The sequence below is a fragment of the Allobosea sp. RIT-PG3_2 genome, from assembly GCF_057321085.1.
In genome coordinates, this window is the sequence record NZ_JBXWCA010000004.1 from 24289 (window position 1) to 49183 (window position 24895).

At 64.4% G+C, this 24895-nt stretch carries 25 protein-coding genes; 7 read left to right on the forward strand and 18 right to left on the reverse strand.

Annotation, left to right across the window (positions count from 1 at the left end; translation table 11 throughout):
- Positions 1-312: 312 nt before the first annotated feature.
- The 3 genes from AC2FAN_RS13410 to AC2FAN_RS13420 all read right to left on the reverse strand — a co-directional run bounded on the left by AC2FAN_RS13410 (position 313) and on the right by AC2FAN_RS13420 (position 4602).
- Positions 313-1401, reverse strand: a complete 1089-nt coding sequence (locus AC2FAN_RS13410) for an ABC transporter ATP-binding protein (protein WP_485174626.1) — start codon at positions 1399-1401, stop codon at positions 313-315.
- Positions 1398-3113, reverse strand: coding sequence for an ABC transporter permease (locus AC2FAN_RS13415; RefSeq protein WP_485174628.1), 1716 nt, complete (start codon positions 3111-3113; stop codon positions 1398-1400). The genes AC2FAN_RS13410 and AC2FAN_RS13415 overlap by 4 nt, the downstream gene beginning before the upstream one ends.
- Positions 3114-3273: 160 nt before the next feature.
- Entirely contained in the window at positions 3274-4602 is a 1329-nt protein-coding gene (locus AC2FAN_RS13420; RefSeq protein WP_485174630.1) for an ABC transporter substrate-binding protein, read from the reverse strand.
- 170 nt (positions 4603-4772) lie between these two features.
- On the opposite strand from AC2FAN_RS13420, the gene AC2FAN_RS13425 reads away from it, so the two are divergent.
- A complete protein-coding gene (locus AC2FAN_RS13425) occupies positions 4773-5105 on the forward strand; it encodes an ATP-binding cassette domain-containing protein (protein ID WP_485174632.1) in 333 nt (110 codons plus the stop codon).
- A gap of 67 nt (positions 5106-5172) precedes the next feature.
- Here AC2FAN_RS13425 and AC2FAN_RS13430 read toward each other — a convergent pair whose 3' ends face one another.
- The 3 genes from AC2FAN_RS13430 to AC2FAN_RS13440 form a co-directional block, all read right to left on the reverse strand.
- On the reverse strand, positions 5173-6555 hold the full coding sequence (locus tag AC2FAN_RS13430; protein ID WP_485174634.1) for a mannitol dehydrogenase family protein: 1383 nt from the start codon (positions 6553-6555) through the stop codon (positions 5173-5175).
- A 164-nt stretch (positions 6556-6719) separates the two neighbouring features.
- Positions 6720-7706 carry a carbohydrate kinase family protein gene (locus AC2FAN_RS13435; protein ID WP_485174635.1) on the reverse strand — a complete coding sequence of 329 codons (987 nt, stop codon included), beginning with the start codon at positions 7704-7706 and terminating at the stop codon, positions 6720-6722.
- A gap of 114 nt (positions 7707-7820) precedes the next feature.
- Positions 7821-8801 carry a sugar-binding transcriptional regulator gene (locus AC2FAN_RS13440; protein WP_485174637.1) on the reverse strand — a complete coding sequence of 327 codons (981 nt, stop codon included), beginning with the start codon at positions 8799-8801 and terminating at the stop codon, positions 7821-7823.
- 254 nt (positions 8802-9055) lie between these two features.
- Between AC2FAN_RS13440 and AC2FAN_RS13445 the strand changes: the two genes are divergently transcribed.
- From AC2FAN_RS13445 to AC2FAN_RS13465, 5 genes are all read left to right on the forward strand, one after another.
- Complete coding sequence (locus AC2FAN_RS13445; protein ID WP_485174639.1) at positions 9056-10378, forward strand: ABC transporter substrate-binding protein; 1323 nt, start codon at positions 9056-9058, stop codon at positions 10376-10378.
- A gap of 19 nt (positions 10379-10397) precedes the next feature.
- Positions 10398-11285, forward strand: a complete 888-nt coding sequence (locus AC2FAN_RS13450; RefSeq protein WP_485174640.1) for a carbohydrate ABC transporter permease — start codon at positions 10398-10400, stop codon at positions 11283-11285.
- A complete protein-coding gene (locus AC2FAN_RS13455; RefSeq protein ID WP_485174643.1) occupies positions 11282-12076 on the forward strand; it encodes a carbohydrate ABC transporter permease in 795 nt (264 codons plus the stop codon). The genes AC2FAN_RS13450 and AC2FAN_RS13455 overlap by 4 nt, the downstream gene beginning before the upstream one ends.
- Entirely contained in the window at positions 12073-12867 is a 795-nt protein-coding gene (locus AC2FAN_RS13460) for an inositol monophosphatase family protein (RefSeq protein WP_485174645.1), read from the forward strand. The genes AC2FAN_RS13455 and AC2FAN_RS13460 overlap by 4 nt, the downstream gene beginning before the upstream one ends.
- Before the next feature lie 357 nt (positions 12868-13224).
- A complete protein-coding gene (locus tag AC2FAN_RS13465) occupies positions 13225-13476 on the forward strand; it encodes a hypothetical protein (protein WP_265050826.1) in 252 nt (83 codons plus the stop codon).
- On the opposite strand, the gene AC2FAN_RS13470 is transcribed toward AC2FAN_RS13465, so the two are convergent.
- A complete protein-coding gene (locus tag AC2FAN_RS13470; RefSeq protein WP_265050825.1) occupies positions 13473-13700 on the reverse strand; it encodes a DUF6894 family protein in 228 nt (75 codons plus the stop codon). The genes AC2FAN_RS13465 and AC2FAN_RS13470 overlap by 4 nt on opposite strands.
- A gap of 170 nt (positions 13701-13870) precedes the next feature.
- Here AC2FAN_RS13470 and AC2FAN_RS13475 point away from each other — a divergent pair, with 170 nt between their 5' ends.
- A complete protein-coding gene (locus AC2FAN_RS13475; RefSeq protein ID WP_265050824.1) occupies positions 13871-14161 on the forward strand; it encodes a hypothetical protein in 291 nt (96 codons plus the stop codon).
- 189 nt (positions 14162-14350) lie between these two features.
- Here AC2FAN_RS13475 and AC2FAN_RS13480 read toward each other — a convergent pair whose 3' ends face one another.
- The 11 genes from AC2FAN_RS13480 to AC2FAN_RS13530 form a co-directional block, all read right to left on the reverse strand.
- Positions 14351-14647: a SemiSWEET family sugar transporter gene (locus tag AC2FAN_RS13480; protein WP_265050823.1), complete on the reverse strand. Its 297-nt coding sequence runs from the start codon at positions 14645-14647 to the stop codon at positions 14351-14353.
- A gap of 219 nt (positions 14648-14866) precedes the next feature.
- Positions 14867-15433, reverse strand: a complete 567-nt coding sequence (locus tag AC2FAN_RS13485) for a hypothetical protein (protein WP_485174648.1) — start codon at positions 15431-15433, stop codon at positions 14867-14869.
- A gap of 36 nt (positions 15434-15469) precedes the next feature.
- Positions 15470-15763 (reverse strand): PepSY domain-containing protein, encoded by a 294-nt coding sequence (locus AC2FAN_RS13490; protein ID WP_265050821.1) that lies wholly within the window; start codon positions 15761-15763, stop codon positions 15470-15472.
- Positions 15764-16295: 532 nt separating this feature from the next.
- Entirely contained in the window at positions 16296-17036 is a 741-nt protein-coding gene (locus AC2FAN_RS13495; protein ID WP_485174650.1) for a glycerophosphodiester phosphodiesterase family protein, read from the reverse strand.
- Positions 17037-17066: 30 nt separating this feature from the next.
- Positions 17067-17957, reverse strand: coding sequence for an ABC transporter permease subunit (locus AC2FAN_RS13500; protein ID WP_476805457.1), 891 nt, complete (start codon positions 17955-17957; stop codon positions 17067-17069).
- 10 nt (positions 17958-17967) lie between these two features.
- Entirely contained in the window at positions 17968-18921 is a 954-nt protein-coding gene (locus AC2FAN_RS13505; protein WP_476805547.1) for an ABC transporter permease subunit, read from the reverse strand.
- Between the two features lie 37 nt (positions 18922-18958).
- On the reverse strand, positions 18959-20272 hold the full coding sequence (locus AC2FAN_RS13510) for an extracellular solute-binding protein (RefSeq protein WP_476805458.1): 1314 nt from the start codon (positions 20270-20272) through the stop codon (positions 18959-18961).
- 155 nt (positions 20273-20427) lie between these two features.
- Positions 20428-21375, reverse strand: coding sequence for a sugar-binding transcriptional regulator (locus AC2FAN_RS13515; protein ID WP_476805459.1), 948 nt, complete (start codon positions 21373-21375; stop codon positions 20428-20430).
- Between the two features lie 4 nt (positions 21376-21379).
- Positions 21380-22054 carry an HAD family hydrolase gene (locus AC2FAN_RS13520; RefSeq protein WP_485174652.1) on the reverse strand — a complete coding sequence of 225 codons (675 nt, stop codon included), beginning with the start codon at positions 22052-22054 and terminating at the stop codon, positions 21380-21382.
- A 77-nt stretch (positions 22055-22131) separates the two neighbouring features.
- Positions 22132-23616, reverse strand: a complete 1485-nt coding sequence (xylB, locus tag AC2FAN_RS13525; protein ID WP_485174654.1) for a xylulokinase — start codon at positions 23614-23616, stop codon at positions 22132-22134.
- On the reverse strand, positions 23616-24653 hold the full coding sequence (locus tag AC2FAN_RS13530) for a zinc-dependent alcohol dehydrogenase (RefSeq protein WP_485174656.1): 1038 nt from the start codon (positions 24651-24653) through the stop codon (positions 23616-23618). The genes xylB and AC2FAN_RS13530 overlap by 1 nt, the downstream gene beginning before the upstream one ends.
- Between the last annotated feature and the right edge of the window lie 242 nt (positions 24654-24895).

The following is a 24895-nucleotide window of genomic DNA, read 5'->3' on the forward strand; positions in this document are numbered from 1 at the left end:
CCGCTCAGGCTCTCCGCGTCGGCCAATCTGCTCTTGGTGTCGGCAAAGCGGCGTTTCAGCTCGTTGATTCCGTTCAGGCGCTCGTGGATCGATGTACGGTACGGGCCCCGAAAACAGCGTCGGCGCGTATCAGGGACGCGCCTGACTTCGCCTCTCGCCTGAATTGCGCGGGAGCTACCCGGAGGTTGACGTCGCGGCGAATGCCGTTGCTCCGGCTTTATCGTCGGCGGTGCCTGCCCCGCTGCCCAGAGCCCCGACAACCCCCACTCAAAATAACTGTTTTACGGGATTCTATTGGCCGGAATCGAACCGCTAATCGGCCAGCCAGAGGAGGGAGTCCTGAGGCAAACTCAGCACGACCTTCGCATCGGTTTCGAAAAGCTCGCGCCCTGATCTGAAGGGCATGTCGACGGCTACTTCCGTTTCGTTGACGCGCACGAAATAGCGAACCGTCGAGCCGAGGAATTCGCGGGCGTTGACCACGGACGGCAGCGATACCCCGCTGTCCTGAAGGCCGTGAAGCGACAGTCTTGCGTGCTGCGGACGAAAGACCAGTTTCGCTCCGATGGGAACATGCGCATCGCCGATCGGAATTCCAATTCCGCCGTCGAGCACGAATTGCCGCCCTGCGCCGGCCTCGACAACCCGGCCATCTAAAATGTTCGCCGTGCCCAGAAAGTTCGCAACGAAGAGATTCGCCGGCCGCTCGTAAAGCTCCATCGGGGTTCCGACCTGCTGGACGATGCCGTCGTTCATCACCGCGATCCGGTCGCAGATCGTGTTCGCTTCCTCCTGGTCGTGGGTGACGAAGATCGTGGTCAGCCCGAGACGCTGCTGCATATCGCGCAGTTCGCGGCGGACCTGGACGCGCATCTTGGCGTCGAGGTTGGAGAGGGGCTCGTCGAGCAGCAGGACCTTCGGCTCGACGGCAACCGTACGGGCCACTGCGACGCGCTGCTGCTGGCCGCCGGAAAGCTGCGAAGGGCGCCTCTCGGCCAGGTGGGCGAGGCCGACGAGGCCGAGCGCCGCCTCCACGCGCCGGTCGATCTCGCTGCGCTTGATGCGCCGCTCTTCCAGGCCGAAGGCGACGTTGCGGCGAACCGTCATGTGGGGCCAGAGCGCGTAGGACTGAAAGACCATGCCGACATCGCGCTTCCAGGGCGGCAGCCCGGTGATCGCCTTGCCGCCGATCCGGACCTGCCCGGTATCGGCCTGGTTGAAACCCGCTATCAGCCGTAACAGCGTGGTCTTGCCGCAGCCGGAGGGTCCGAGGAAGGCGAAGAACTCGCCCGGCTCGATGGCGAGATTGATGCCCTTGAGGACGTGATTGGCGCCGTAGGAGAGGTTCACGTCTTCGATGTCGACGGCGACGGCGGGCGTGGTCAGGGGGGCGGTGGTCAATGGCCCATTCCCTTGGCCTTCTGGCTGCGTTCGATAATGAAATGGGAGAGAAAGGTGCAGGCGGCGACGAGAATGACGGCGATGACGCCGAGCGCCGCGCCGGGACCGCGCCCTGCGGCCGACTGCATGAAGACGTAGAGCCCGTAGGCGAGGGGCGCATCGGAGTTCGACTGCACCAGCATCAGCGTTGCCGAAAGCTCGACCGCGGCCGTCGAAAACGAGGTGACGAAGCCTGCGAGGATGCCGCCGGCCATCAGCGGCACGACGATGCGGCGCACCGTCCGGGCCTTGGTGGCGCCGAGGTTCTCCGCCGCCTCCTCGAGCGAGACCGAGATCTGCTGGAGCGCCGCATAGCAGGCCCGCAGCGCATAGGGCAGGCGCCGGATCGCAAGCGCCAGCACGATCGTGATCCAGAGCGAGGCCAATGGCGTCCCGTCCGGCAAGCTCACCCCGTAGAAGGTCCTGAGATAGCCGATGCCCAGCACGACTCCGGGGATGGCGAGCGCGGCCGTCGCCATCCAGTCGAGCCATTCGCGGCCGATCAGCCTGGTGCGCAGGACGAGATAGGCGATGGCGACGCCGAGCACGATGTCGATGCCGCCGGCGAGGCTGGCGTAGATCAGCGTGTTCTTGATGTAGATCGAGCTTTCACCGAAGACGCGGGCGTAATGCGCCAGCGTGAACGCGTCGGGCAGCGGCGAGAACGACCAGATCGTCGCAAAGGAAAGCAGCAACAGGGCGAGATGCGGCGCCAGCACCAGCGCCAGGATCAGAATGACGACGCCATAGCCGAAGAACGCCTCCCAGGGCGTCATGACCCGCTTGGCGAGGCCGCCGCCGCCACGTTGCGTGGTGGCATAGTCGCGCCCCCTGAGCGCCGCGGCCGAGAGCCACATCGCAATCACCGAGGCGATGATCAGCACGACCGAGATGACGTAACCCATTGGGTCGGCGATGCCGATCGAGGTGACGCGCAGATAGGCCTGCGGCGCCAGCATGTCCTTGACGTTGAGCAGCAGCGGCGTGGCGAGGTCGTCGAAAACCTTGACGAAGACGAGCGAGGCGCCGGCGAGATAGCCCGGCATGGCAAGGGGGAAGACGATGCGGCGGAACAGGCGGAAGCCCGAGGAACCGAGATTCTGCGCCGCTTCCTCCATGGCGCGGTCGATATTGCGCAGTGCGGCCGAGAGATTGATCAGGATGAACGGGAAATAATGGACCGACTGGACGAAGATGACGCCGTTCAGCCCCTCCATGAAGTCGATCTTGAAGCCGAACCAGTCGTCGAGCAGCAGATTGATCGAGCCGTTGCGACCAAAGAAGAGCTGCATGGCGACCGCGCCGACGAAGGGCGGCATGATCAGTGGCAGGAAGCCGAGCGTCTGGACTACGGCCGCACCGCGAAAGACAAAGCGCGTGGTCAGATAGGCCAACGGCAGGGCGAAGACCGAGGCCCAGATCACCGACATCGCCGAAACATAGAAGGAGTTCCACAGCGAGCGCATGAAGAGCTCGGTGCGGACAAAGTCGTAGAAATTGACCAGCGTGAAGGTCGAGGTACCCTTCTCGGTGAAGGCGACATAGATCACCGTCGCCACCGGCAGCGCCAGGAACGCCAGGAGGAAGACGGCGATCGCCAGCGCCAGTGCGATCTGGCCGGGTGTGCCGGCGATACGACGGGGGCGGTGAGCCGAGGTCGGGATGGCGGTCATGGGTGTGTGGCCGGGTGTCATCCCGCACGCGCTGCGGCACTTAGGTGCCGTTGGGCAGATGCGGGATCGTCTTCAGGAAAAGGCGCCTACTCGTCGCGCGGTCCCGTGTCCGCGCCGCAGCGTTTCAGGCTGCAGCGCGGACAGGATGACACGCGCGAGCTTACTTCGCCGCCTTGAGGGCCTCTTCCGCCTTGGCCTTCGCCTTGGCGTAATTGTCCCGGGCGAAGCTCGCCCACTGGCTCTCCACCTCGGCCTGGCGGGCGCCTTTTTCCTTGCCGCCGGTGAAGGCGCCGCGCAGCTCCGCGCTCGCGGCCTGCGCTTCCGTCACCGGCATGGCGGCGAGCAGCACGCGGGCCTCCTCGGCGAGCGCCTTGGCCTTGTCGCTGGGCTTCTTGGCCAGCGCCGCGTCGACCTCGTGCAGCACCTTGTTGACGCCTTTCAGCGCATCGAGCTGGAAGGAGATCAGCTGGTCGAACAGCGTGTCGACCACTGCCGTGCGGGCTTCCGACTTGTCGACGTCGAAGCCAATCATCTTCTGGAAGCGCGGATCGGTGAAGGGGTTGGGATAGTCCGCGCCGGCCTTGGCATAGACCGCCGGATTCACCGGCAGGCGCCGGATGCCGGGCTCGAGCAGCACTTCCTGTCCGGCCGGCGAGAGCAGGAATTCGACGAAGGCCTCGGCCGCCGCCTTGTTCGGCGGTTTGGCGACGATGCCGACATTGGCGGGAACCACGGTCGTCACAGTTGGATAGACGAACTTGACCGGGAAGCCCGAAGCCTGCGCGGAGAAGGCGAAGAAATCGATCACGATGCCGACGCCGACCTGGCCAGAATTCACCTGCTCGGGCACGCCGAAGGAGCGTTCGTTGATCGCGCGGAAATTGCCCGCCATCTCCTTGATGGTGCGCCAGCCCTTGTCCCAGCCCTCGCCCTGCAGGATGGTCTCGATCGTCAGATGCGTCGTTCCCGAGCGGGAGGGCGCCGCGATCGCGACATGGTCGTAGAAGACGGGCTTGGCGAGGTCCTGCCAGTCCTTGGGGTCGGGCAGCTTGTTCGCCTTGGCGTAGCGTTCGTTCCACATGATGCCATAGCCGGACGCCGCGAAACCGAAATAGAAGCCGGCCGGATCGTTGATCGGATAGGAGCCGATCTTGTCGGGAATGCCGGTCGCCTTCGGCTTGTAGGCGGAGAGCAGGTTCTTGCCCTTCAGCACCTCGAAGGCGTCGGGCGCCGAGGCCCAGAACAGGTCGACCTGGTTGTTGGCCTTGGTCTCCTCGAGATATTTGACGCCCGCATTGGTGTTGCGATTCTGGACTTCGAGCGAAACGCCCGGAACGGCCTTTTCGAACGCCTTCTTGATCGGATCGGTGACATCCTTGGAGAAGGAGGTGACGACCGTGACCTTTCCGGACGGCGATTGTGCCGCCGCGCCCGAGGCGGCAACGGCTAGGCCAACTGCGGTCGCAAGCGCGACCCTGCGGGTAAACATCCTGGTCCTCTCCCTGTGATTGAGCTCGGCGCGCACAAGGCGCGCCGATGAGCTGCTGTTTCGCAGCCTTCTGTCATGAAGCTGTCATAGAACCTCGCCGGCTGTCACCCTCGCAATTGGAAGAAATCGTCCAAGCCGGAACCAGGGGCACGATCCGACGATCGGCAGGCATGCCAGCAGCCGATCGGACTCAGCTTCCGGGCGCTGAAGGAGGTCAGTCTGACCGTCGCCAAGGCGAGAAGTTCGTCGTCTGCGGGCCTTCGGGCTCAGGCAAGTCGACGATGATCCGCTGCATCAACGGGCTGGAGGGCCATGACAGCGGCCACATCACCGTCAACGGCACTTTGCTCGCGGATGAGCGCAGCGCCATCGCCGTGCGCTGTGAGGTCGGCATGGTGTTCCAGAGCTTGAACCTCTTTCCACATCTGACGGTGGTGAAGAATTCGCTGCCGCCGGCGACCGCCAACTGCATGAACGGGCGCTGGAAAAGCTTGCATAGGTGAGCGGCGTTCGCCGCTGCCCACCCGCTTCGTCTCGACAGCTCACCGCGGCTATCGGAGGCCCCGAGCGTTAACTCGCGCGGCGCGCCGCTTCGTCGAGCGTCGCCTCGATGCCGTCGCGATAAAGACTGGCGAGCCAATATCCCACCGCATCGACGAGACGTGGATCATTCCGCAGTTCGCCGAAGAGCGAGTTTATCGACAGCAGCGGTCTCGGATCGGCATCACCCTCCAAGGCCTTCTCGCGCAAAAGCACGGCGAGAGGATGCGTCACCACAAGCGGGGCGCCTCTCTCGTCCACGCCGCGCACGCGCCGCAGCCAGGCTGCCAGCGCGAGCGCGAGAAAAGTGACGTCGCCGCCAGTCTTCAGCCGATCCCGGATAGGGTCGACGAGCACGTTGATGGGCGCGTCGGAGTTGACGCGCTGCACCGTGTCCCGGATCGCCGAATTGGCAAAGCGCTCGATCAGCCGGGCCTTGTATGCGGCGATGTCGACGCCGGGAATCGCAGGGAGCGTCGGCCCGGTCTCCCGGTCCATCAGCGCCCTCATCACCGCCTGAATCCGCGCGTCGGCCATGGATTCGTCGATCGTGACATAGCCCGCGAGCTGGCCGAGGCCGGAAACCGCGAGATGGCTGCCGTTGAGCAGCCGCAGCTTCATGAATTCGTAGGGCGCGACGTCCTCGACGAACTGCGCTCCGACATCCTCCCAGCTTGGCCGGCCCTGCGGGAAGCGGTCCTCGATGACCCATTGGCTGAAGGTTTCGGAAACGACGGGCCAGCGGTCGATGAGCCCATGGCGCGAGGCCAGCCCATCGATATCGGCTTGCGCCGTCACCGGAGTGATGCGGTCCACCATGGTCGACGGAAAGCTCACGGCGCTTTCGATCCAGGAAGAAAGCGTATCGTTCCTGAGGCTCGCCAAGTCGAGAACGGCTTGGCGCAGCACCTCGCCATTGTGCTGGATGTTGTCGCAGGACAGAACGGTTGGAGGCGGCAGGGCGCGCTCCCGGCGCCGGCGCAGCATCTCGACGATGACGCCGATCGCGCTTCGCGGGCGTTCCGGTGCGGCAAGATCCGCGCGGATCAGGCGATGCTCGGGATCGAGGCGCTTGGTTGCCGCATTGAGGCAGTAGCCGTTCTCCGTGACGGTCAGGCTGACGATCCGGATCGCCGGGTCGTCGAGCGCCGCCAGGAGTGGTTCGCTGGACTCGGTCGCATCCGCCACGCCTGCGAGCGAGCCGATGATCCGGGCGCGCTCCTGCGTGCCCTCGCGCTCGATCAGCGTGTAGAGCCCATCCTGGGGCACGAGGCTTTCGACCATACGCAGGTCGTTGGGCATGAGCACCGCGCCGAGAATGCCCCAGCCCAGCGCCTGGGCATCACGCTCCATCAGTTCATGGGTGTAGCGCGCCATGTGGGCGCGATGAAAGCCGCCGAGGCCTAGATGCACGATGCCGGGCCGAACCCCGGACGGATCGAAACCCGGCGCTTCTACCGATGACGCTAAATCCGCGAGGGAGCGGCGATTCAAAACTGTCGGTGCCATCGTGAGCCTGTCAGCCGATCGGTAGGGGTGAGGTTTGGGCCGGAATCCGGCGATGGAGAACGACGGGGTCAGGATTGCGCCGTATCACCCGCGCTGGTTTCCCGGAAGGATGAGATCGTTCCCGACATCATTTCTTCGAGTCTCGGCGGAGCGGAACCTCGCCGTGAGCAGGTGATGGCAGAGGCTGCGACGGCAAATGCGACCACGTCCGCGAGCGTCGCATCGCTCATGCCTGAAACCGCATGCGGGGACAGATGGCCGAGCTGGTCAAGGCGGGCCAGAAGTGCGGCATGAAAGCTGTCGCCGGCTCCGACGGTATCGACGGCATCGATCGTCACGCCGGCTACTGCGAGCGGTGACCGGCCGGGGCGTAGCGCCATGGCTCCATTCGCCCCGCGCGTCACCACGCACAGCTTCACGCCCTGCCGGAACCACGCTTCCGCCAGCTCGTCATGAGCTATCCCCGGAAACGCAACGGCGAGATCCTCCTCGCTCGCCTTGATGATCGTCGCGAAAGGCAGGAACTTCGCAAACTGCTCGCGCCAGAGCGCAAGATCGGGCGTCACGGTGGGGCGCAGATTCGGATCGATCGAGATGAGGCGCTTGCCGGCTTCCCGGCGCGCCAAAGCAAGATGCGAGGACGCGACCGGTTCGACCGCGAGCGTATAGGAGCCGAAGGCGATTGCGGCCACGTCCGGGCCGAGCGCTCCCGGCAGGTCCTCGACCCGGATCTGCCGATCGGCCTTGTTCTCACCGTGGAATGCATAGGCCGGATGACCCGCGGCATCGAGCGCGACCACGCTTATGGTGGTCAGCTGATCGGAGCTGACGACATGGTCGAGATCGACATGCTCGGCCGAGAGGCGGGCCCGGATCGCATCGCCAAAGGCATCGGAGGATATCCCGCCGAGGAACGACGCGCGCGCACCCAGCCGCGCCAGACCGATCGCGACATTGAAGGGCGAGCCGCCGAGAACGGCTTCGGTTGCAAGTCCCTCCGGAGCAGTTTGGACGAACAGATCGACGAGGGCCTCACCGCATACCAGAATCGTCATGTCTCAAGCCTCGTGGGAAATCTGCCGGCAGCGCCGATCACGGCGCGGAGCGGCATGGCGCACCCAACCATGCAGGGCGATCCGAGTACAGCTGCTGCGGAGGGCGCCAAAGCGTCACCCGAGCTCCGACAGGACGAATTCCGCCGTCCTGGAATCGGTGACGAGCGTCGTCGCGGCCTCGGCCTTGACGCAGGCGAGGACGGCCTGGGCGCGCGCGCTGCCGCCGACCGCGACACGGTCCGCGACGACGCTGAAATCGTCGAAGGGGATCGTGAGGCATCTGTCGGACAGTGATTGGCAAATGCGTCGTCCGCGGGCATCGAAAAGATGCCCGAGGATTTCCGCGACAGCGCCGGCATCCGCCGCCTTGTCGCGGCTCTTCTGATCCAGGCTTTCGAACAGGCCCGAACCGCCTTCCTTCCAGGCGCCGACCGAGAAGAGCACGCGCGTCAGCCTCGGAAACTGGGCGACGCTATCGGCGATGCCGATCTGCTCGCGCAGGGAAGCGACGAGCGCCGCATCGTCGAGGATGAGTGGTGCGTATATGGGGAAGGTCTGCCCGCGGAAACGCATCGCCATCGCGCGGATCGTCTCTGCGGGATTGTGCTCGAAATACGATGCCCTGCTGACACCGGACAATTGCACGATCGCCTGGGCCGTCAGTTCCTCGATCCGGTCGAGGATCAGGCTGGTCGTTCGACCCGCCACCAGGCCGAGGACATCCTCGGAAACCCCGACCTCGACGAGATACGAGGCGGCTGCGTCGGCCAGGAGGCCGAGTTCCGAGGCAGGATCGGCGGAGGGCAGAACGATGGCCCGCTTGAGGCTGGTTTTCTGCATCAGCGCCGACGACAAGGCGAAGTCCACGTCCGCCGGCGGCCGAATGTCGATCCGGACCAGCCCCGAACTCCGCGCCTGTTCGAGAAGGCGTGAGACCGTGAACCGGCTGATCCCGAGGCGCTTGGCGATGACCACCTTCGATTCCGTGTCGATATAGAAGCGGCGGGCGACCTCGAGAAGCTGGATCGTGCGCGCGGCCGACCGGCGGTCCGACTTTTTCCCCGAGCCGAGGTCTTCGCGCGGCGTCCTTGCCATGTCCAACTCCATCACCGCGCCGAGGCGGCGCTGGTGACTAGGTACATCATCGGATGTCGCGGGTTGAGCCTTTCCATCCACTCTTCCGACCCCGCGCTTCATTCCTTGAAGTCGGTTGCATCGCGGGCATCCGCAGCATGCCGCCATCAACGAAATTGACCATTATGCATCAGATGTGCATACATGCGCTCAAATGGGCGATCAAGCCCAGTCCAGGGAGTCGAACCATGGTGCTGTCTCGTCGGGAAATTTTGTTGTCGGGATTGGCTGTCGGGGCGGTGAGCCTCGGCTCAGGCCGTGTCGAAGCGGCGCCTTTCGCCGCGTGGGAAGCGGCGCTGAAAGAGAAGCCGGCCCGCGAGATCCGCATTCTCGCGATCTCGCATCCTGCATCGGATGCGATGAAGGCGCTGACGCCGGAATTCGAGGCGGCGACCGGCATCAAGGTGACGTGGGAGGTCGTGGGCAGCGGCGAGATCATGTCGAAGCAGCTGCTCGCGCAGACGGCGCGGGATACCTCATACGACGTCTACATGGTGCGCGGCACCGCGTTGGCCGAGTACGAGGCCAAGCGCATGCTGACGGACCTGCGCGACCTCGTCCAGAACGCTGCGGCAACGCCCGATGATTACGACTTCGAGGACATCCACGTTGCCTATCGCCAGGGCATTGGCAGCACGAAGGGCAAGGTGCTCGGCGTTCCCGTTGCCGGCGAAACATTCTTCCTGTCCTATCGCAAGGACCTGTTCGAGAAATACGGCCGGGCCGCCCCCAAGACGATGGACGAGTTGCTGGAGGCCGCGCGCTTCTTCCAGAACAAGGAGCCAGGGCTCTCCGGCATTTCCATGCGGGCCGAGACCGGGCGGACGCTCGCTCTGAGCTGGGAGCTTTTCACCCCGGCCTTCGGCGCCAACATCATCGATCAGAAGACCTGGGATGTCGCGGTCGACAGCCCCGAGGCGCTGCAGTCGCTGGAATATCTTCTCGCGCTCCTGTCGAACGCTCCGCCGGATGTCGAAACCTATAGCTGGGACGCCGCGGTCTCCGCCTTCGCTTCCGGCAAAACTGCGATGTGGTTCGACGCGACCTCGCTGCAACCATGGCTGACCGACCCGTCCAAGTCGAAGGTCGTCGGGAAGGTCGGCTACGTCGCGCCTCCCTCCGGCCCGAAGGGGCGTTTCGGTCCGGTCGGTGGCTGGAGCCTCGGCTTGCCCGCCAACAGCCGCAACAAGGAGGCCGGCTGGGCCTTCATCGCCTGGATGACGTCGAAAGCGAAGGCGAAGGACATCATCGCAAGGGGCGGCGTGCCGTCTCGGCTGTCGACGCTCAACGACCCCGATTTCATCGCCAAGGATCCGGACCTCGCCCGTGCGATCAAGGAGAGCCTGGATGCGGCGGGAAATCTGCTGGCGATCGGCCGCAACTGGGTGCCCCAGACTGCCGAGGCCAACAAGATCCAGCAGACCGCCGGCTTCTATGCCGGGCAGGCCTTGCTGAAGAAGATGTCGCCGAAGGAAGCGCTGGCCGCGGCGAAGCCCGAGCTGGAGCAGATCTCCGCGCGTATCAAGAAGAGCAATTGATCGCCGCCTCGATGATCGCATGCCGGCAGCCGACCCGATGAAACGCTTCGTTCCATGGCTCTGGTTGGGGCCAACGGCTCTGCCGCTGCTGCTGTTGAGCGCGGTGCCGGTCATGCTGCTGGCCTATATCAGCCTGACGTCCTTCGAGATCGGCTACACCTGGTCCGAGCGCGAATTCGTCGGGCTGGAAAACTACCGCCGGCTGCTTTCGGGGCGCGAGGTCGAATTCTGGCCGGCCGTGCGCCTCAGCTTGATCGTCACTCTCGTCAGCGTGGTGCTGAAGACCCTGCTGGGCCTCGGCGTCGCGACGCTTCTGAACAAGAGGATCCGTTTCGAATATGTCGCCACGACGCTGATCATCCTGCCGATGGCGGTCAATCCGGCCATCGCCGGACTGATGTGGAAGCTGATGCTCAGCTACGATTTCGGCATCGTCAACGCGGCGGCCGACAAACTCTTCGGCGTCAAGATCGTCTGGCTGGGTCAAAGCTATGCCCTGCTATCGGTCCTGATCGTGCTGGTCTGGATGCATTTCCCACTCTCGGCGCTGATGATCCTGGCCGGCTTCCGGAACATTGCCCCCGAGCCGCTCGAGGCGGCGCGGCTGGACGGGTGCAGCGATCGGCAGGTCTTCTGGTTGATCATCGTTCCGCAATTGCGGCCGGTCATCCTGAGCAGCAGCATCTTCCAGGCCATTCTCGCCTTTCAAGCCTTCGGGCCGATCTTCACGCTGACGGATGGCGGGCCGGGCAACGCCACCACCATCCTGCCGCTCTATGTCTACAAGACCGCCTTCACGCTGGGTTCGATCGGTCTTTCCGCGGCTGCGGCCGTCATATTGGTGCTCATCATCACCGCTCTCTCGGCCCTTATGGTGACGACCGGTCGCAGGGGCCAACCGACATGATGCCGGCTCGCTTGCGAGATTATGCGTGGCTGGCGCTGGCCTGCGCCTTTGCGGCCTTCCCGGTCCTCTACATGCTGGTGACGTCGTTCAAGACGCGGGCGATGCTGTATGAGCCCGCGCGCTTCATCTTCAGCCCGACGCTCGAGAACTACCGGGCCGCGATCATCAATCATGGCCTGTATGGCTACATCGTCGACAGCCTGATCGTGTCGCTCTGCAATGTCGCGGTGTGCCTGACGCTGGGCACGGCGGCAGCCTATGCGATCCACAAGTTCAGCTTCCCGCGCAAGGAAGCCGTCGTTTTTGCCATCCTCTCGTCGCGGATATTCCCTTCGATCGCACTGGTTCTGCCGTTCTACGTCATCGGCCTGACCTTCGAGATGCTCGACACCTACGCGATCCTCATCGTCACCTTCATGGTCTTCAACCTGCCCTTCGTCGTGCTGATGATGCGCAGTTACCTGGCTGCGCTGGCGCCCGAGGTCGAGGAGGCGGCGATGCTCGATGGATGCAGCCGTCTCGGGGTGCTCGTCAGGATCGTGCTGCCACAGGTGCGCATGGGATTGTTCGCCACGGCGATCATGTGTTTCCTCGCCGCCTGGAACGAATTCACCTACGCCCTGTTCCTGAGCTCCTCCAAGGTCAACATGGTCTCGACCGCGGTCGTCTTCTTCAAGACCGAGCGTGGAATCCTGTGGGGCGAGGTCTCCGCTCTCGGCGTCGTCGCCGTGCTCCCCGTCATCGTCCTCTGTTTCGTCGCCCAGAAATATCTCGTCAAAGGCATGTCGTGACCATCCATCATTCGAGCCGCGCCACCAGTCATCTCGACTTCGTCGAGCGCCTGTTCCGCGAATATGACGACATCACCCTGCCGCTCCATGGCAGGTTGAGTGCGCAGGACAAGAGCGACGGCTCGGCCGTGACCGAAGCGGACCAGGCTGCGTCCACGCATGTTCTCAAGCGTCTGGTGGCCCACACCCCCGACATCGGAGTGATATCGGAAGAGGAGGCGGAGTCGTATCTGCCCGGCGCCAGCCGCCAATGGGCGATCGACCCTCTCGACGGAACGGCGTCGTTCGCTCGGGGCTTGCCGGTCTGGGGGCTCGGCATGGGCTTGATCGACGGCACGGAACCCGTCAGCGGGTATCTGCATTTTCCCATCCCGCGCCAGAGCTTCGTCTTCGAGGGCGGCAAGGCTATCCTCAACGGCGAGCCGATGCCGGTCCGCCCGGCATCGGTCGCGGCCGATACCCGCAACGTCATGATCACCTCGATCCACGACGCGATCGATGTCCGCCGGGTCGAAGGCTACCGCCTGCATAACCTCGGTTCCAATCTCTACCACCTGATGATGCTGGCGGCGGGTCGCTGCGATGCCATCATCACCGGCCCATGCTATCTGTGGGATCTCGCTCCCGCCCTTCCGTTCACAAGGGCGCTCGGCCATGTGGAACGCTATCTCGATGGTTCCGCCCTGGAGCTCTCCGATCTTCTCAAGCCGGATTACGGCTTTCCGACGCGCCAGCCCATGCTGGTCGGCCCAGCCTCAGTCGTTGACGAACTGATATCCCGATTGAGTTGAGGTTGCCCGGTCGACACCTGATCGGAGAGCGACTGATCTGGCGAGGCTGCTCGGAGCGCATGGTCGATCCCGGCGATGTGGCGGGGAGAGCAGGCAGCTGGTATTTTGCAATTGAGATCGCGGTGGTGGTTCAGGCCCCCGCAACCGCTGAGTGTGAAAGCCCCGTCCGCTTCGCAGGCGGGGCTTTTGCGTAAGACGCCGCCCTCTCGAATGACGCGCGTCGCCGGAACGGCCTGTCAAAAGACACAGCCTCGGGGGAGGAGCTGGCGCATACTGCTGGCGCAGTTGTCTCCACAGCCTATTTGGACATGACCGCTCGCGGCACACATTGATGCCGCCAGGCGGAGACACATCGCCATGAAATTGGGACATGGAATCTTGATTACGCGCGACGGTCGCGAGCTCCCGCTCCGCTACCAGTTCGGCAACGCGTACGACGATACTCGCACCGGGTATTTGCTTTGCGATACGTCAGGGCTCGATCCGGCTGCCCTGATGACTTGCGTCAGGATTATCTGCGAAGACGGAACAGCCATTGTGGCTGCGGTCACCCACTCGAGTGACCGCTATCTGGCAGTCACAGGCCGCGTGTCGGAGGCCTCGATCTAGTGCCCATCGAGGGTCAGCTTCGCGATATAGATTTCTGCGCCCTGTGCGTTCAGGACCGTTACCGAAATGGCCATATGGTCGCCATTCGGAAGTTTCTCCGTGGTCATTGCGGATAGTAGCTCTTTGGCCGCATTTGTCGCGGCCTTGTCGTCGGGCAGATCAATACCTTCATCGTCGATGTCTGCTTTCTCGCCATCGCGAGTGTGGAAGAAATAACGAGCCATCACCGCAGAATGCGGTGCGCTCCCAAGTGTTCCGCAGTCCGCAGCATTAAGCCCGGTTTTCTCGCAAATGGAGATAACCCAGTTTCAAATTTCACGCTGTCCCAATTAGGCTATCGCGGGGGATGGGAGCATAACTATCGCGGCTGGCGGGCCAAAAGGGAGGAATGGCCATGCACGCGGTCGTAAGAACCTATTCCGGCAAAGGAGCGAAAGAGCTTTTCGACGTGCTAGAGAAGCGGAAGACGGACGTTGAGAGCCTCATCCGGTCGGTGAAGGGATTTGTGAGTTACTCGCTCATCCACACTGGAGATGGCGGCATTTCCGTCACGGTCTGCAGTGACAAGGCCGGCACGGATGAAAGCCTACAGAAAGCGCGAGACTGGATAAAGGAGAACGCGTCCAACATCGGTGTTGGTGCCCCCGCAGTCGCGGAGGGCGCAATCGTGCTTCAATTGAAGTAGCGCCACTAGCCGCTCAGTCCGAGAGGCCGCCTCAGTTGGCGGCCTCATCTTCTGTTGAATAGCTTTGCAGTCGTTCCAACTCCTGCCATCCGCTGTGGCCGCCTCGGGCGTCAGTCGCTTGATGGCGCGGACGGGCGCGATCATTGGCTTTGCGAGTTTGGGGTTGGCTGCTTGGCGCCCGGGACGGAATCACATCTTCGGATCGATCGTGTCCGCTAAGGCGTCTTTTTTCGCCTGCGGAAGCAAGGTCATCAGGAGAATAAACGCGGATAGTCCAAAGCAGACGCTATTCGTGACGATGAGCGGCCACTCGCCCAGGCCAAGGCCATAGGCTGTCCAAAGGGCAAAGCCTGTCACCGTCAGGCTGTAGGTCACGGGCGAAATGGAAGCTGTGTCGCGGCTGCGGACGATGCGCCAGGCTTGAGGCACAAAGCTGATCATCGAACACAAAGCGGCCAGGGAGCCTATGGCGACTATCCAGTTCATTGGCCCTCGCGATGATTTCGGTCTCTGATGCAGTGACGCCGAGCGGAACAATCCTTGCGATCGAGCCCCGCGCGGAGGCTGAACCTGGACCTCAGGTGTTCCCTAACTGCGCAAGCCGTCCGATCCGCGTAAGTCGTCATCAAGACGGGCATGGATAAATAACGGAAGGGCCTCCAGACGATATCTGGAGGCCCTCTTGCTACGTGTCAGGCGGCGACGTCAGTCGACCGGGAATTGGGCGCGCCCATTCGAGGGTGCAGGCCTGTTATAGGGGGCAGCGTTTTCGTCGAAGCTCGTCCAGCCTTCTTCTCGGTAGCTTGCAAGGCGCGTATCGCGATCGATCGGCGTCGCGTTGTCCATGATGGCCTCGACGGTCGCCGCGTGCTCGTCCGGAGCCTTCACGGATACCACGGTTCCGCCGCGGCGGACCGTTTCGGCATGATAGTTCGCTTCGTCCTCGTCGACGCCCGCCGAGGTCAGGGAGCCGACGAGACCCCCGGCAGCCGCGCCGGCGACAGCGCCGGCCGCCGTGGCGGCAAGCCAGCCCGCAGCCACGACCGGACCAATACCGGGGATGGCCAGGATGCCAAGACCAGCAAGCAAGCCGGCCGTGCCACCGACGCCTGCACCAATGCCGGCGCCTTCGGCGGCATTGCTTTCCTTGACGCGTTCATCCTTGCCGATGACGCTGATGCTGGAATCCGAGATGTCTGCCGCTTCGAGGTTTTCGACCACGGCGGCGGCGATCTCATAGGTGTCGTAAGAACGGGTAATTGTACGGGTCATAACCGTCTCCAGAAAATCCTGAGGGGAGAAATTTGATCAATGGCGGACGATGTTGCCGCGGTAATCGACGGAGACGTCGACTTTCGCGCCGGCATTCATGGCAGTGCCTTTCCAGACACCGTTCTCGTCCTTCTTCAGCCCCGTTACGTCCGAATAACCGTTGGCTTCGAGGCGGCTCTTGGCTTGCCCCTCGGTGAAACTGTTCGCCCCTGGCAGCGGGGCATTCGCGTCCACCGGAGAGTTAGGCGTCGGCGCGGTCGTGGACGTCTGGGCCACGGCGCCAAAAGAAATCGCCGAAGCGATCATCGTAACGAAAAGCAGCTTTTTCATTTTACTATCCCGATATCTGCATAATATTTTGTGGATTATGAGATAAACTTCTCAGTCGGGATATGGTTCCACAAATAATACTTCATGATTTCGGAGTGGGCGAGCGGTCGGAGCGTCTCGCCAGCGCTGTTCCAGGGTATGTGGCACAGCCGCTGTCCGGGGGGCCTGCTCAAGGCCGGCAAGCGCCTGAAACCGAACGATCCCGGCCTGCTCTGCGTGAGTTGCGTCGGCGGCGCGCAGCCATCCCGCACCGCCTCGGGCTTTATCGCTTCGACCGCTCGCCTACGGGACGTGGGCGTACGTCACCGGTCCTATCGGGCGAGATAGCGGTCGCCCGTGGCGATGATCGCCCAGTCCCGTTCGATCAAGCCGTCGAACAGCTCGCCGAGATAGACGGTCTGATGGGGCGGTGGAAATTGCCGACGTCGAAATGGACGATTCCGGCCGTCAAATCCCGCGGCTGGTCGCGCGGACGGCGATCGACGTCCCGACCTCGCCCGGCCGGGCACGCGACACTGTGACGGTCACGGCCTCATCTCGCCTTGGCGGCCAGCAGTTGCAAAGCGAGATCGGGACGATCGCTGGTGATCTGCGAGACCGGCTGGCCGAGCCAATGATCGAGTTCGGCCACCGTGTTGGGCACCCAGACGCCGAGCTTGTCGCGCCCGACAATGTCGAGGGCGCGATCGAGAGCGAGGCGCAGCATCGATTGCTCGACCGCGATGATGCAGCCCAGATCGACGAAGCGTCGCAGCGTCGCATCGATCCCGCCGAAGGCCTCGCAGGAGCGGCGGTCGACCGAGGCGAGGCGGCGCATGCCGGGCGCCTTGGCTCGGATCTCCTCGATCACCTCCGGCACGAAGCAGGTCAGCACCACGCGCGAGGCCAGCTTGCGCGCCTCGACCAGGGCGATGACCTTGTCCAGCAGGCCCGGATAGGGATTGCCGAAAGCATCCATCTTCAACTCGATTTCCAGCTCGATGCCCGTCGGCGCGAAGACATCGAGCACGGCGGCGAGCGTCGGGATCGTCTCGCCCAGCGTGTCGTTGAGCCGGACCTTGCCCAGCGCGGCGCTGGAGAGCTGCGCGACCGGGCCCTTGTGGTCGGTGGTGCGGTCGAGCAGCGGGTCGTGGATGACCATGATCTCGCCATCGCTCGACAGGTGCACGTCGAGCTCGACCGCGTCGACCTTCAGGCCGCAGACGTTGCGGAAGCCGCTGAGGCTGTTCTCCGCCCAGATGTTGCGCGCGCCGCGATGTCCGATGATCCGCATGATGGAAGCCCTGTTCGTATGTCTTGGTCGTTATTTGCCGCTGTCGACTAGCCCCTTCACGAACCAGCGCTGAAGGAGGAGGATGACGATGGCGGGCGGCAGCATGGTCAGGAGCGAGGCGTTCATCAGCAGGTGCCAGGAGGGCAGCCCATCGGCCTGGGGCAGAAGCTTCTTCAGGCCGATCACGGCCGTCGTCATGCCCTGCTCGGTCGTCATCAGCAGCGGCCAGAGATACTGGTTCCAGCCCATCAGGAAGAGAATGATCGCCAGCGCGACGATATTGGAGCGCGACAGCGGCAGCAGGATCAGGCGGAAGAATTGCCAGGGGCTGGCGCCGTCGATGCGCGCCGCCTCGCAGAGCTCATCGGGCACGGTGAGGAAGAACTGGCGGAAAAGGAATGTCGCCGTCGCGGAGGCGATCAGCGGCAGGATGAGGCCGGGATAGGTGTTGACCAGGTTCCAGTCGAGATCGACCAGCGTCTGCACGCCGAGCCAGGAACCGAGGATATTGAGCGGCAGGGCGACATTTGCTGCCGACTCATAGGTCGGCACGATGCGCACCTCGATCGGCAGCATCAGCGACATGAAGATCAGCCAGAAGGCCGTCATCCGGAAGGGGAAGCGGAAATAGGTCACGGCGAAGGCCGCGATCACGGAGATCGACAGCTTCCCGATCGTGATGCCGCAGGCGACGATGAAGGAGTTGAGCAGCAGCCGGCCGAAATTGGCACTTCTGAGCACGGTCTGCAGGTTCACGAAGAACTGGTCGCCGGGGAGCCAGGACATCGGCACCCGCATGATTTCCTGCTGGGAGAGCGTGCCGGTGACGAAGACGAAATAGATCGGCAGGCAGACGAGCGCGGCGCCCGCCAGCAGGATGAGATGGCAGACGACATCGAGGACGGGGGTGCGCTCGTTCATGCCCGGTCCCTCAGACGCTGTAGTTCACGCGCCGCTCGATGAAGCGGAACTGGGCGAAGGTGAGGAAGAGCGCGAGCGCCATCAGCACCACGGATTGCGCGGCGGAGGAGCCGAGATCGAGCGTGACGAAGCCGTCCTGATAGACCTTGTAGACGAGGATCGAGGTGGCGCCCGCAGGCCCGCCGCGGGTCGTCGCGTCGACGATGGCGAAGGTTTCGAACAGCCCGTAGACGAAGTTGATGACGATGAGGAAGAACAAGGTCGGCGCGATCATCGGCAGCGAGATACGCAGGAAGCGCTGGATCGGCCCGGCCCCGTCCAGATAGGCGGACTCCAGAATGGAGTGCGGAACGGAGAGCAGCGCGGCAACCAGGAAGATGTAGTTGTAGCAGATGTGCTTCCACGACGCGGCCATGACGATCAGCGCCAGCGCGTGCGACGAGTTGCGGTTGGGATCCCAGTCTAAGCCAAGCCCCTGCAGCATATGGGCGACCGGCCCGACGCGCGGGTTGAACAGGAAGGCCAGCATGATGCCGGCGATGGCGGGCGCAATCGCATAGGGCAGCAGCAGCACGGTCCGGTACGCGCCTCGGCCGCGCAGGATGTGGTTCGTGGCGAAGGCGAGCAGCAGCGCCGTCGACAGCGTCAGCACGTTCTGCGCGATGGTGAACAGCACCGTCACCTGCACCGACGACCAGTAGACGCCGCTGCGGAACAGCCGTTCGAAGTTCTGGAAGCCGACCCATTGCGTCGTGGCGCCGAAGGGGTCGGTGAGCTGGAACGCCTGGATCAGCGCCCGGATCGACGGGATGAAGAAGAAGAGCAGCAGGACGAAGAGCTGCGGTGCCAACAGCCAGAACGGCAGGCGCCAGTCCTTGAAATGGGCCCGCTTCAGCCCGCTCTCCGCCCGTCCGTCATCGGCCGGCTTTGCCGAAAGGCGCCGGAATGGCCAGCGCAGGCCCATTCCGCCGCCGCTGGCCACCACGGGGAGTTCCGCCGCGCTACTTCTTGCCCGCATTGAGCTGCTCGTAGCGGCGCAGCGCTTCGTTGCCACGGGAGACCGCGTCATCGAGCGCCTGTTGCGCCGGCTTGCGGCCGAGGAAGGCGGCCGAGACCTCCTCCATGATCGCGACGTTGATCTGGTTGCTGTTGCCGATGCGGAAGCCCAGCGAATTGTCGCTCGGCGTGCCGCGCATCAGCTGAAGCACCGCGATCTCGCGCGTCGGGTTCTTGGCGTAGTAGCCCTGCGCCTTGGCGGCCTCATAGGCGGCGGTCGTCACGGGGACGTAGCCGGTCGCCTGATGCCACCAGACCTGTGTGTCGGTTTGCGCGAGGAAATCGTAGAAGGCGGCGATCGCCTTGTACTTCTCCGGCGTATGGCCCTTGAGCGTCCAGAGCGCGGCGCCGCCGATGACGCTGTTCTTCGGCGTGACGCCCTGTTCGTAGGGCAGCTCGGCTGCGCTCCAGTCGAACTTCGCGGCGGCGACGACGGCGGCGTGCGAGGCCGTCGAGGCGATGATCGTCGAGCATTCGCCCGAGGTGAAGAGCTGGATCGGGATGATGCCCTGGCCGGCGATCTGCATCACGCCGGAGGTGATCAGCCGCTTCATCCGCTCGACCTGTCCGACGAGCTTGCCCTTGTTGAAGACGAAGCTGGTGTCGAGACCGTCCATGCCGTTGCGCTTGGTGGCGTAGGGGATGTCGTTCACGGCGCTGTAGTTTTCGAGGAAGCTCCACTCGTAGTCGCCGGGGAGCACCATCGCGCATTTCGAGACGCCCTTGGCCTTGATCGCATCGAGCTGGGGCTCGAGCTCCTGCCAGGTCGCACCGGGTTTGTCGAAGCCCGCGGCTTTGAAATGGTCGCGGTTGTAGAACAGGATCGGCGTCGAGGAGTTGAACGGCATCGCCTGCAGCTTGCCGTCGATGGCGTAGTAGCTGACGACCGGCGCAATGAATTTCGAGGTGTCGACCGGATGGCCCTGCTGCGCCATCAGCTCGCTGGTCGAGACGATCGCGCCCGAATTGACCATGGTCAGGAACGAGCGCTCGTTCGACTGCACGATCTCGGGCTGGCGCTTGGCGCGGTAGGCGGCGATCGTGCCGTTCAGGACCTCGTCATAGGTGCCCTTGCCGATCGCCTTGACCACGTAGTCCTTCTGCGAGTCGTTGAACTTCTTGACCAGCTCGTCGACGCGGTCGCCGAGCGCGCCGCTCATCGCATGCCAGAATTCGATCTCAGTCGCAGCCTGGGCGGAGGAAAGCCCCGCCAGGAGCAATGCGCCGGCGCCGGCGAGCGCACCAAATAAAGGTCGCATTCAAAACCTCCCTCGTGAATTTATATGAGCATATGCTCTTGCTTGAAGCATATGCTCGCACACTGGCTTCTTATGTCAACCGTCGGTGACGAACGGATGACAGCCGCCGTGTCGGTGCTTTCGAGAGGAGGCGCGGATTGCGAACGAGGAGCTGATCAGTTCGCGAGAAGCGCGCGGGCGGTTTCTTCGTCGGTGATCAGGCCGTTGATGATTCGGCCCTTCAAGGCGGCGCGCAGAGGCGCCACTTTCGCGGCGCCCTGGGCGATGCAGATGCGCAGCCGGTCGCTCCCCGGCTCCGGCGGCACGCTGGTCACGCGCCGGTTGGTGCCGCCGTCGATGATCCGGCCTTCGGCATCGAAGACCCAGCCCGTCACCTCGCCGACGCCGCCCAGCCGAACGAGTTCGAGCAGCTCGCTGCGGGTCATGAAGCCGTCGCGGTAGAGCACGGCGTCGTCGCCGATCTGGCTGATGCCCATCAGCCAGAGGTCGGCCTCGCCGGCGATGGCGCGGATGCGCCGTATCGACTCGATCTCGATGAGCTGCGCCCGTTCTTCCGGGCTCGAGACGTAGAGCGGCAGCGGCATCGGAAAATGCTGAGCCTTGGTGATCTCGGCCAGCTTCACCAGGGTGTCGAACGGGCTTGCAGAGCCGTCCGGAGAGATGGTTCCGACGAGGGAGACGAGCCGGTGCAGGGGGCAGGACATCGGCGAGACGCGCTCGATGCTGGCCCGCATCGAGCGGCCGGTGCCGAGCGCCATCACCAGCGATTTGCGCGAGCGCAGCCAGCGTTCGATCAAGACGCCGCCGAGCGCGGCAACGCCCGCGGCCGCCGTTTCCCCCGATCCGTCGGAAGGGGCGATGTCGCAATGCTGCAGCTCGAAACGATCGCGCAGGCGCGCGGCAAGCTCCATGCAATCGGCAATCGGATGGTTCATCCGGAAGCTGATGAGCCCTTCGCTGCGGCAGAGCGAGACGAGGCGCTGCGCGGCCGGGCGCGAGATGTTCAGGATCTGGGCGATATCGTCCTGCGTGCGGCCGGCAATGTAATAGAGCCAGCCGGCGCGGGCAGCGTCGTCGAGGCGGGCGTTGTCGCTGTCGGCCATGGGTTCAGCCGGCTGCTGCGGGGATGGCGAGCTCGCGCCATGAGCCGAGCAATCTGTCGGCACCGGCATCGAGCAGCGCGCGTCTTTGATCCAGGACGGCGAAATGGCTGCCCGCCGTCAGCCCGAAGGCGGTCATTCCGGCCGCCTTGGCCGCCAGCACGCCGCTGACGCTATCCTCGATCACCAGGCAGCGCTCGGGCGCGACGCCGCGTTCTGCCGCCGCGAGAAGGAACAGGTCGGGTGCCGGCTTGCCGTTTGCGACACGCGTGGTGCTGAAGATCCGCCCCTCGAACAGGTCCCATAGCTCGGCCTTGCGCAGGCAGTGCTCGATGCGCTCCTCGTCGCTGGAAGAGGCGACGCAGTAATCGGCGTCGAAGGCCTCCACGGCCTCGCGCACGCCTTCGACAGGTTTCAGCGTAGCGCTGAAGGCGGAGAAGAGGCGCGCGCGCCAGTCCCGCTTGAAGCTCTCCGGGGCCGGGCGGCCGGTCATTCGTTCATAGTCCTCGATGACGGCGCTCGCGGGACGCCCGAGATAGCGCCGCATCACCCCTTCGAGATCATAATCCGGATCCAGCGGAGAGAGAATGTCGACCAGGGTGCGGCAGCTGATCGTCTCGCTGTCGACGAGGACGCCGTCGCAATCGAGAATGATGAGGTCGAAATGGGGGAGCGGATGCATGAGACATAGACAACCGTGAACGGATGCTCAAATCAAGAGCATCCGCTCGATTTCCTGTCAAATGCCGCAGCCGGGGCCTATTGCAGTTCGCGGCTGAAGGCGGCCGCCCGCTGCCAGACAGGATAGCGGGCCGCATAGGCTGCCACGAGTGCCGGCTCGGGACGGAAGGTTTCGGGCGTGCCTTCCGGCTTCAGGCAGATTTCGCGCGGGTCTTCGCCGGTGCAGGCGAGGCGCGCGAGGCGCGCCGCGCCGAAGGCTGCGCCCGTCTCGGCGGCTGCATGGCGATGCAGCGGCATGTCCAACACATTGGCGAGAATGGAGAGCCAGAGATCGGAGCGGGAGCCGCCGCCGATGACGATGGCTTCTCCGATCGGCGAGCCGGCACTCTCCAACGCCGCCTTGCCATCGCGGAAGGTAAAGGCGACGCCCTCCATGACGGCCTGGGTCATGGTGTTCCGGTCGGTGTCGTGGCCAAGGCGGGCGAAACCGCCCCGCATCCGGGGATCGTTGTGAGGTGTGCGCTCGCCGGACAGATAAGGCGTGAACAGGGCGGGCGATGGAGCGTCGAGCCGTTCGCCGAGCGGCGCCAGCAGATCGGTCTCCGCGCAGCCCGTCACGCCTGCCCACCAGCTCAGGCTCGCAGCCGCGGAGAGGTGAACGGACATCTGATGCCAGAGGCCCGGCAAGGCATGACAGAAGGCATGAACCGCGCTGTCCGCCCGGGGCTCGAAGCGGCCGGTCGTGCGCCATAATACCCCGGAGGTGCCGAGCGACAGGAAGGTCGCTCCCGGCGTGATGGCGCCGAGGCCTACGGCCCCGGCCGCGTTGTCGCCCGCGCCTCCGGCAAAAAGCGGTGGGGTGTCGAAACCGAGTTCCCGACTCAGTTCCGCTCGCATCCTTCCGGCAGGTTGCGAGCCCTCGACGAGACCGGGCATGTGGCTGCGGTCGAGGCCGGTGGCGGCGAGCATGCGATCCGACCAGTCCCGGCCGGCGACATCGAGCCAGAGTGTTCCCGCCGCGTCGGACATCTCCTCGATGGCCTCTCCCGTCAGCGCGAGACGCAGATAGGCTTTCGGCAGCAGGGCTTTTCGAATCCGGCGAAAGATGTCCGGCTCATGCCTGCGGACCCAAAGGAGCTTCGGCGCGGTGAAGCCGGGCATGGCGATGTTGCCGGTGATATCGCGGGACGCCGGCTCGGCTGTCTCGATTTCCGCGCATTCCGCGGCCGAGCGGCCGTCGTTCCAGAGCATGCAGGGGCGTAGCGGCCTGCCGGCCTGATCCAGAAGGACGGCGCCGTGCATCTGTCCGGACAAGCCAATGCCCCGGCAGCCGCGAAAGGCGGCAGGGGCGATCTGCCTGAGTTCCCGCAGCGCTGACAGCGCAGCCTCGATCCAATCGGCGGGGTCCTGTTCCGCCCATAGCGGCTCGGGGCGGTGGACGTGGAGATCGCGCGTCGCCGCGGCCAGCAGGCGTTGGCGATCGTCGACCAGGATGGCCTTGAGCGACGAGGTGCCGAGATCGATGCCGATAAAGCTGCCGACACTGCTGGGCAGCGGACTCATCAGCCGCGGCTCACGGAACCGCGCGGATAGATCAGGCTCTTCACCATGCCCCCCTCATTGGCGGCGTGCCGGCGAAAAGCCTCCGGCCCTTCAGCCAATGCGAAGCGATGACTGACGACGGCGTCGACATCGACCCTGCCACGCGCGACGAGTTCGATGGCCCTGGGGTAGACATGGCCCATCCGCCGGGAGAACTTCAGGCTGAGGCCGCGACGGCGCGCCTCCGCCGCCGGCACCACATAGCTGTCGCCATCCGGGATGCCGACGAGCACCACGCGCCCGCCGATCCGCGCCGCGCGCACGGCATCGCGAAAGCCCTCCGGCGCGTTGGTGGCCTCGATCACGAGCGGCAGTCCCTCTCCGCGTGTCCATTCCGCAATGTCGGCCACGCTCGCGCCGGCTTTGTCCGCCCCAAGTTCAAGCGCAAGAGCTCGGCGATGCGGCTGCGGATCGCAGACCAGGATCTCGCCGGCGCCGGCCGCCCTGAGCACTTGCAGGATCAGGAGGCCGATCGGTCCGCAGCCGAGCAGAGCGATGCGCTCAAGCAGGCGCGGCTTGGCGAGGTCGACGGCGTGGATCGCCACGCCGAGCGGCTCGAGCATCACGGCGTCGCTGGGCGTGAAATGCTGGGGGACGGCGACGATCTGCGATTTCGGCACCCAGATGCGCTCCGTCATCGCGCCGTCATGCGGGGGCGCACCGATGAAGACGACGTCGGGGCAGAGATTGGGATGGCCCTCGCGACAATGCTCGCAATGGCCACAAGACTGGTTGGGGTCGACTGCGACCAGCTCGCCGCGTGCTAGCCCCAACTCAGGGAGATCCTCGGTCAGCCAGCCGCTGAACTCATGGCCGGGGACGAAGGGCGCGGCAATCACGGCGGAACCGATGCCGCCGTCCTTGTAGTAGTGCAGATCGCTGCCACACAGTCCGACGGCGGCGACATCGAGGAGCGTTTCCCCGGGCGCGCCCTCGCGCAGATTAAACGGGGCGAAGCGCGCGTCGCCCGCGGCGTGTAGAAAAATGGCGTGGGACATTCCGCATAAAGCTCCGGCTTCGCAAGCCCGCTCAACAAATGTATTTAGATATTTACATTGGTTACAGTCAAGGTTGAAGCCCGGCTGACGCATAGCTCGCATGGCGGCGGGCGGGGCGAGGCGATGCGCTCGACCCGGAAAACGAACTCATGATGCGGAGTCTGGCGGCAACGACGACTCGCCAAGCAGGCGGACCGATCGCACGCCTCGATGTCTCCGACCCCCGCCGAGACAGTGGACCC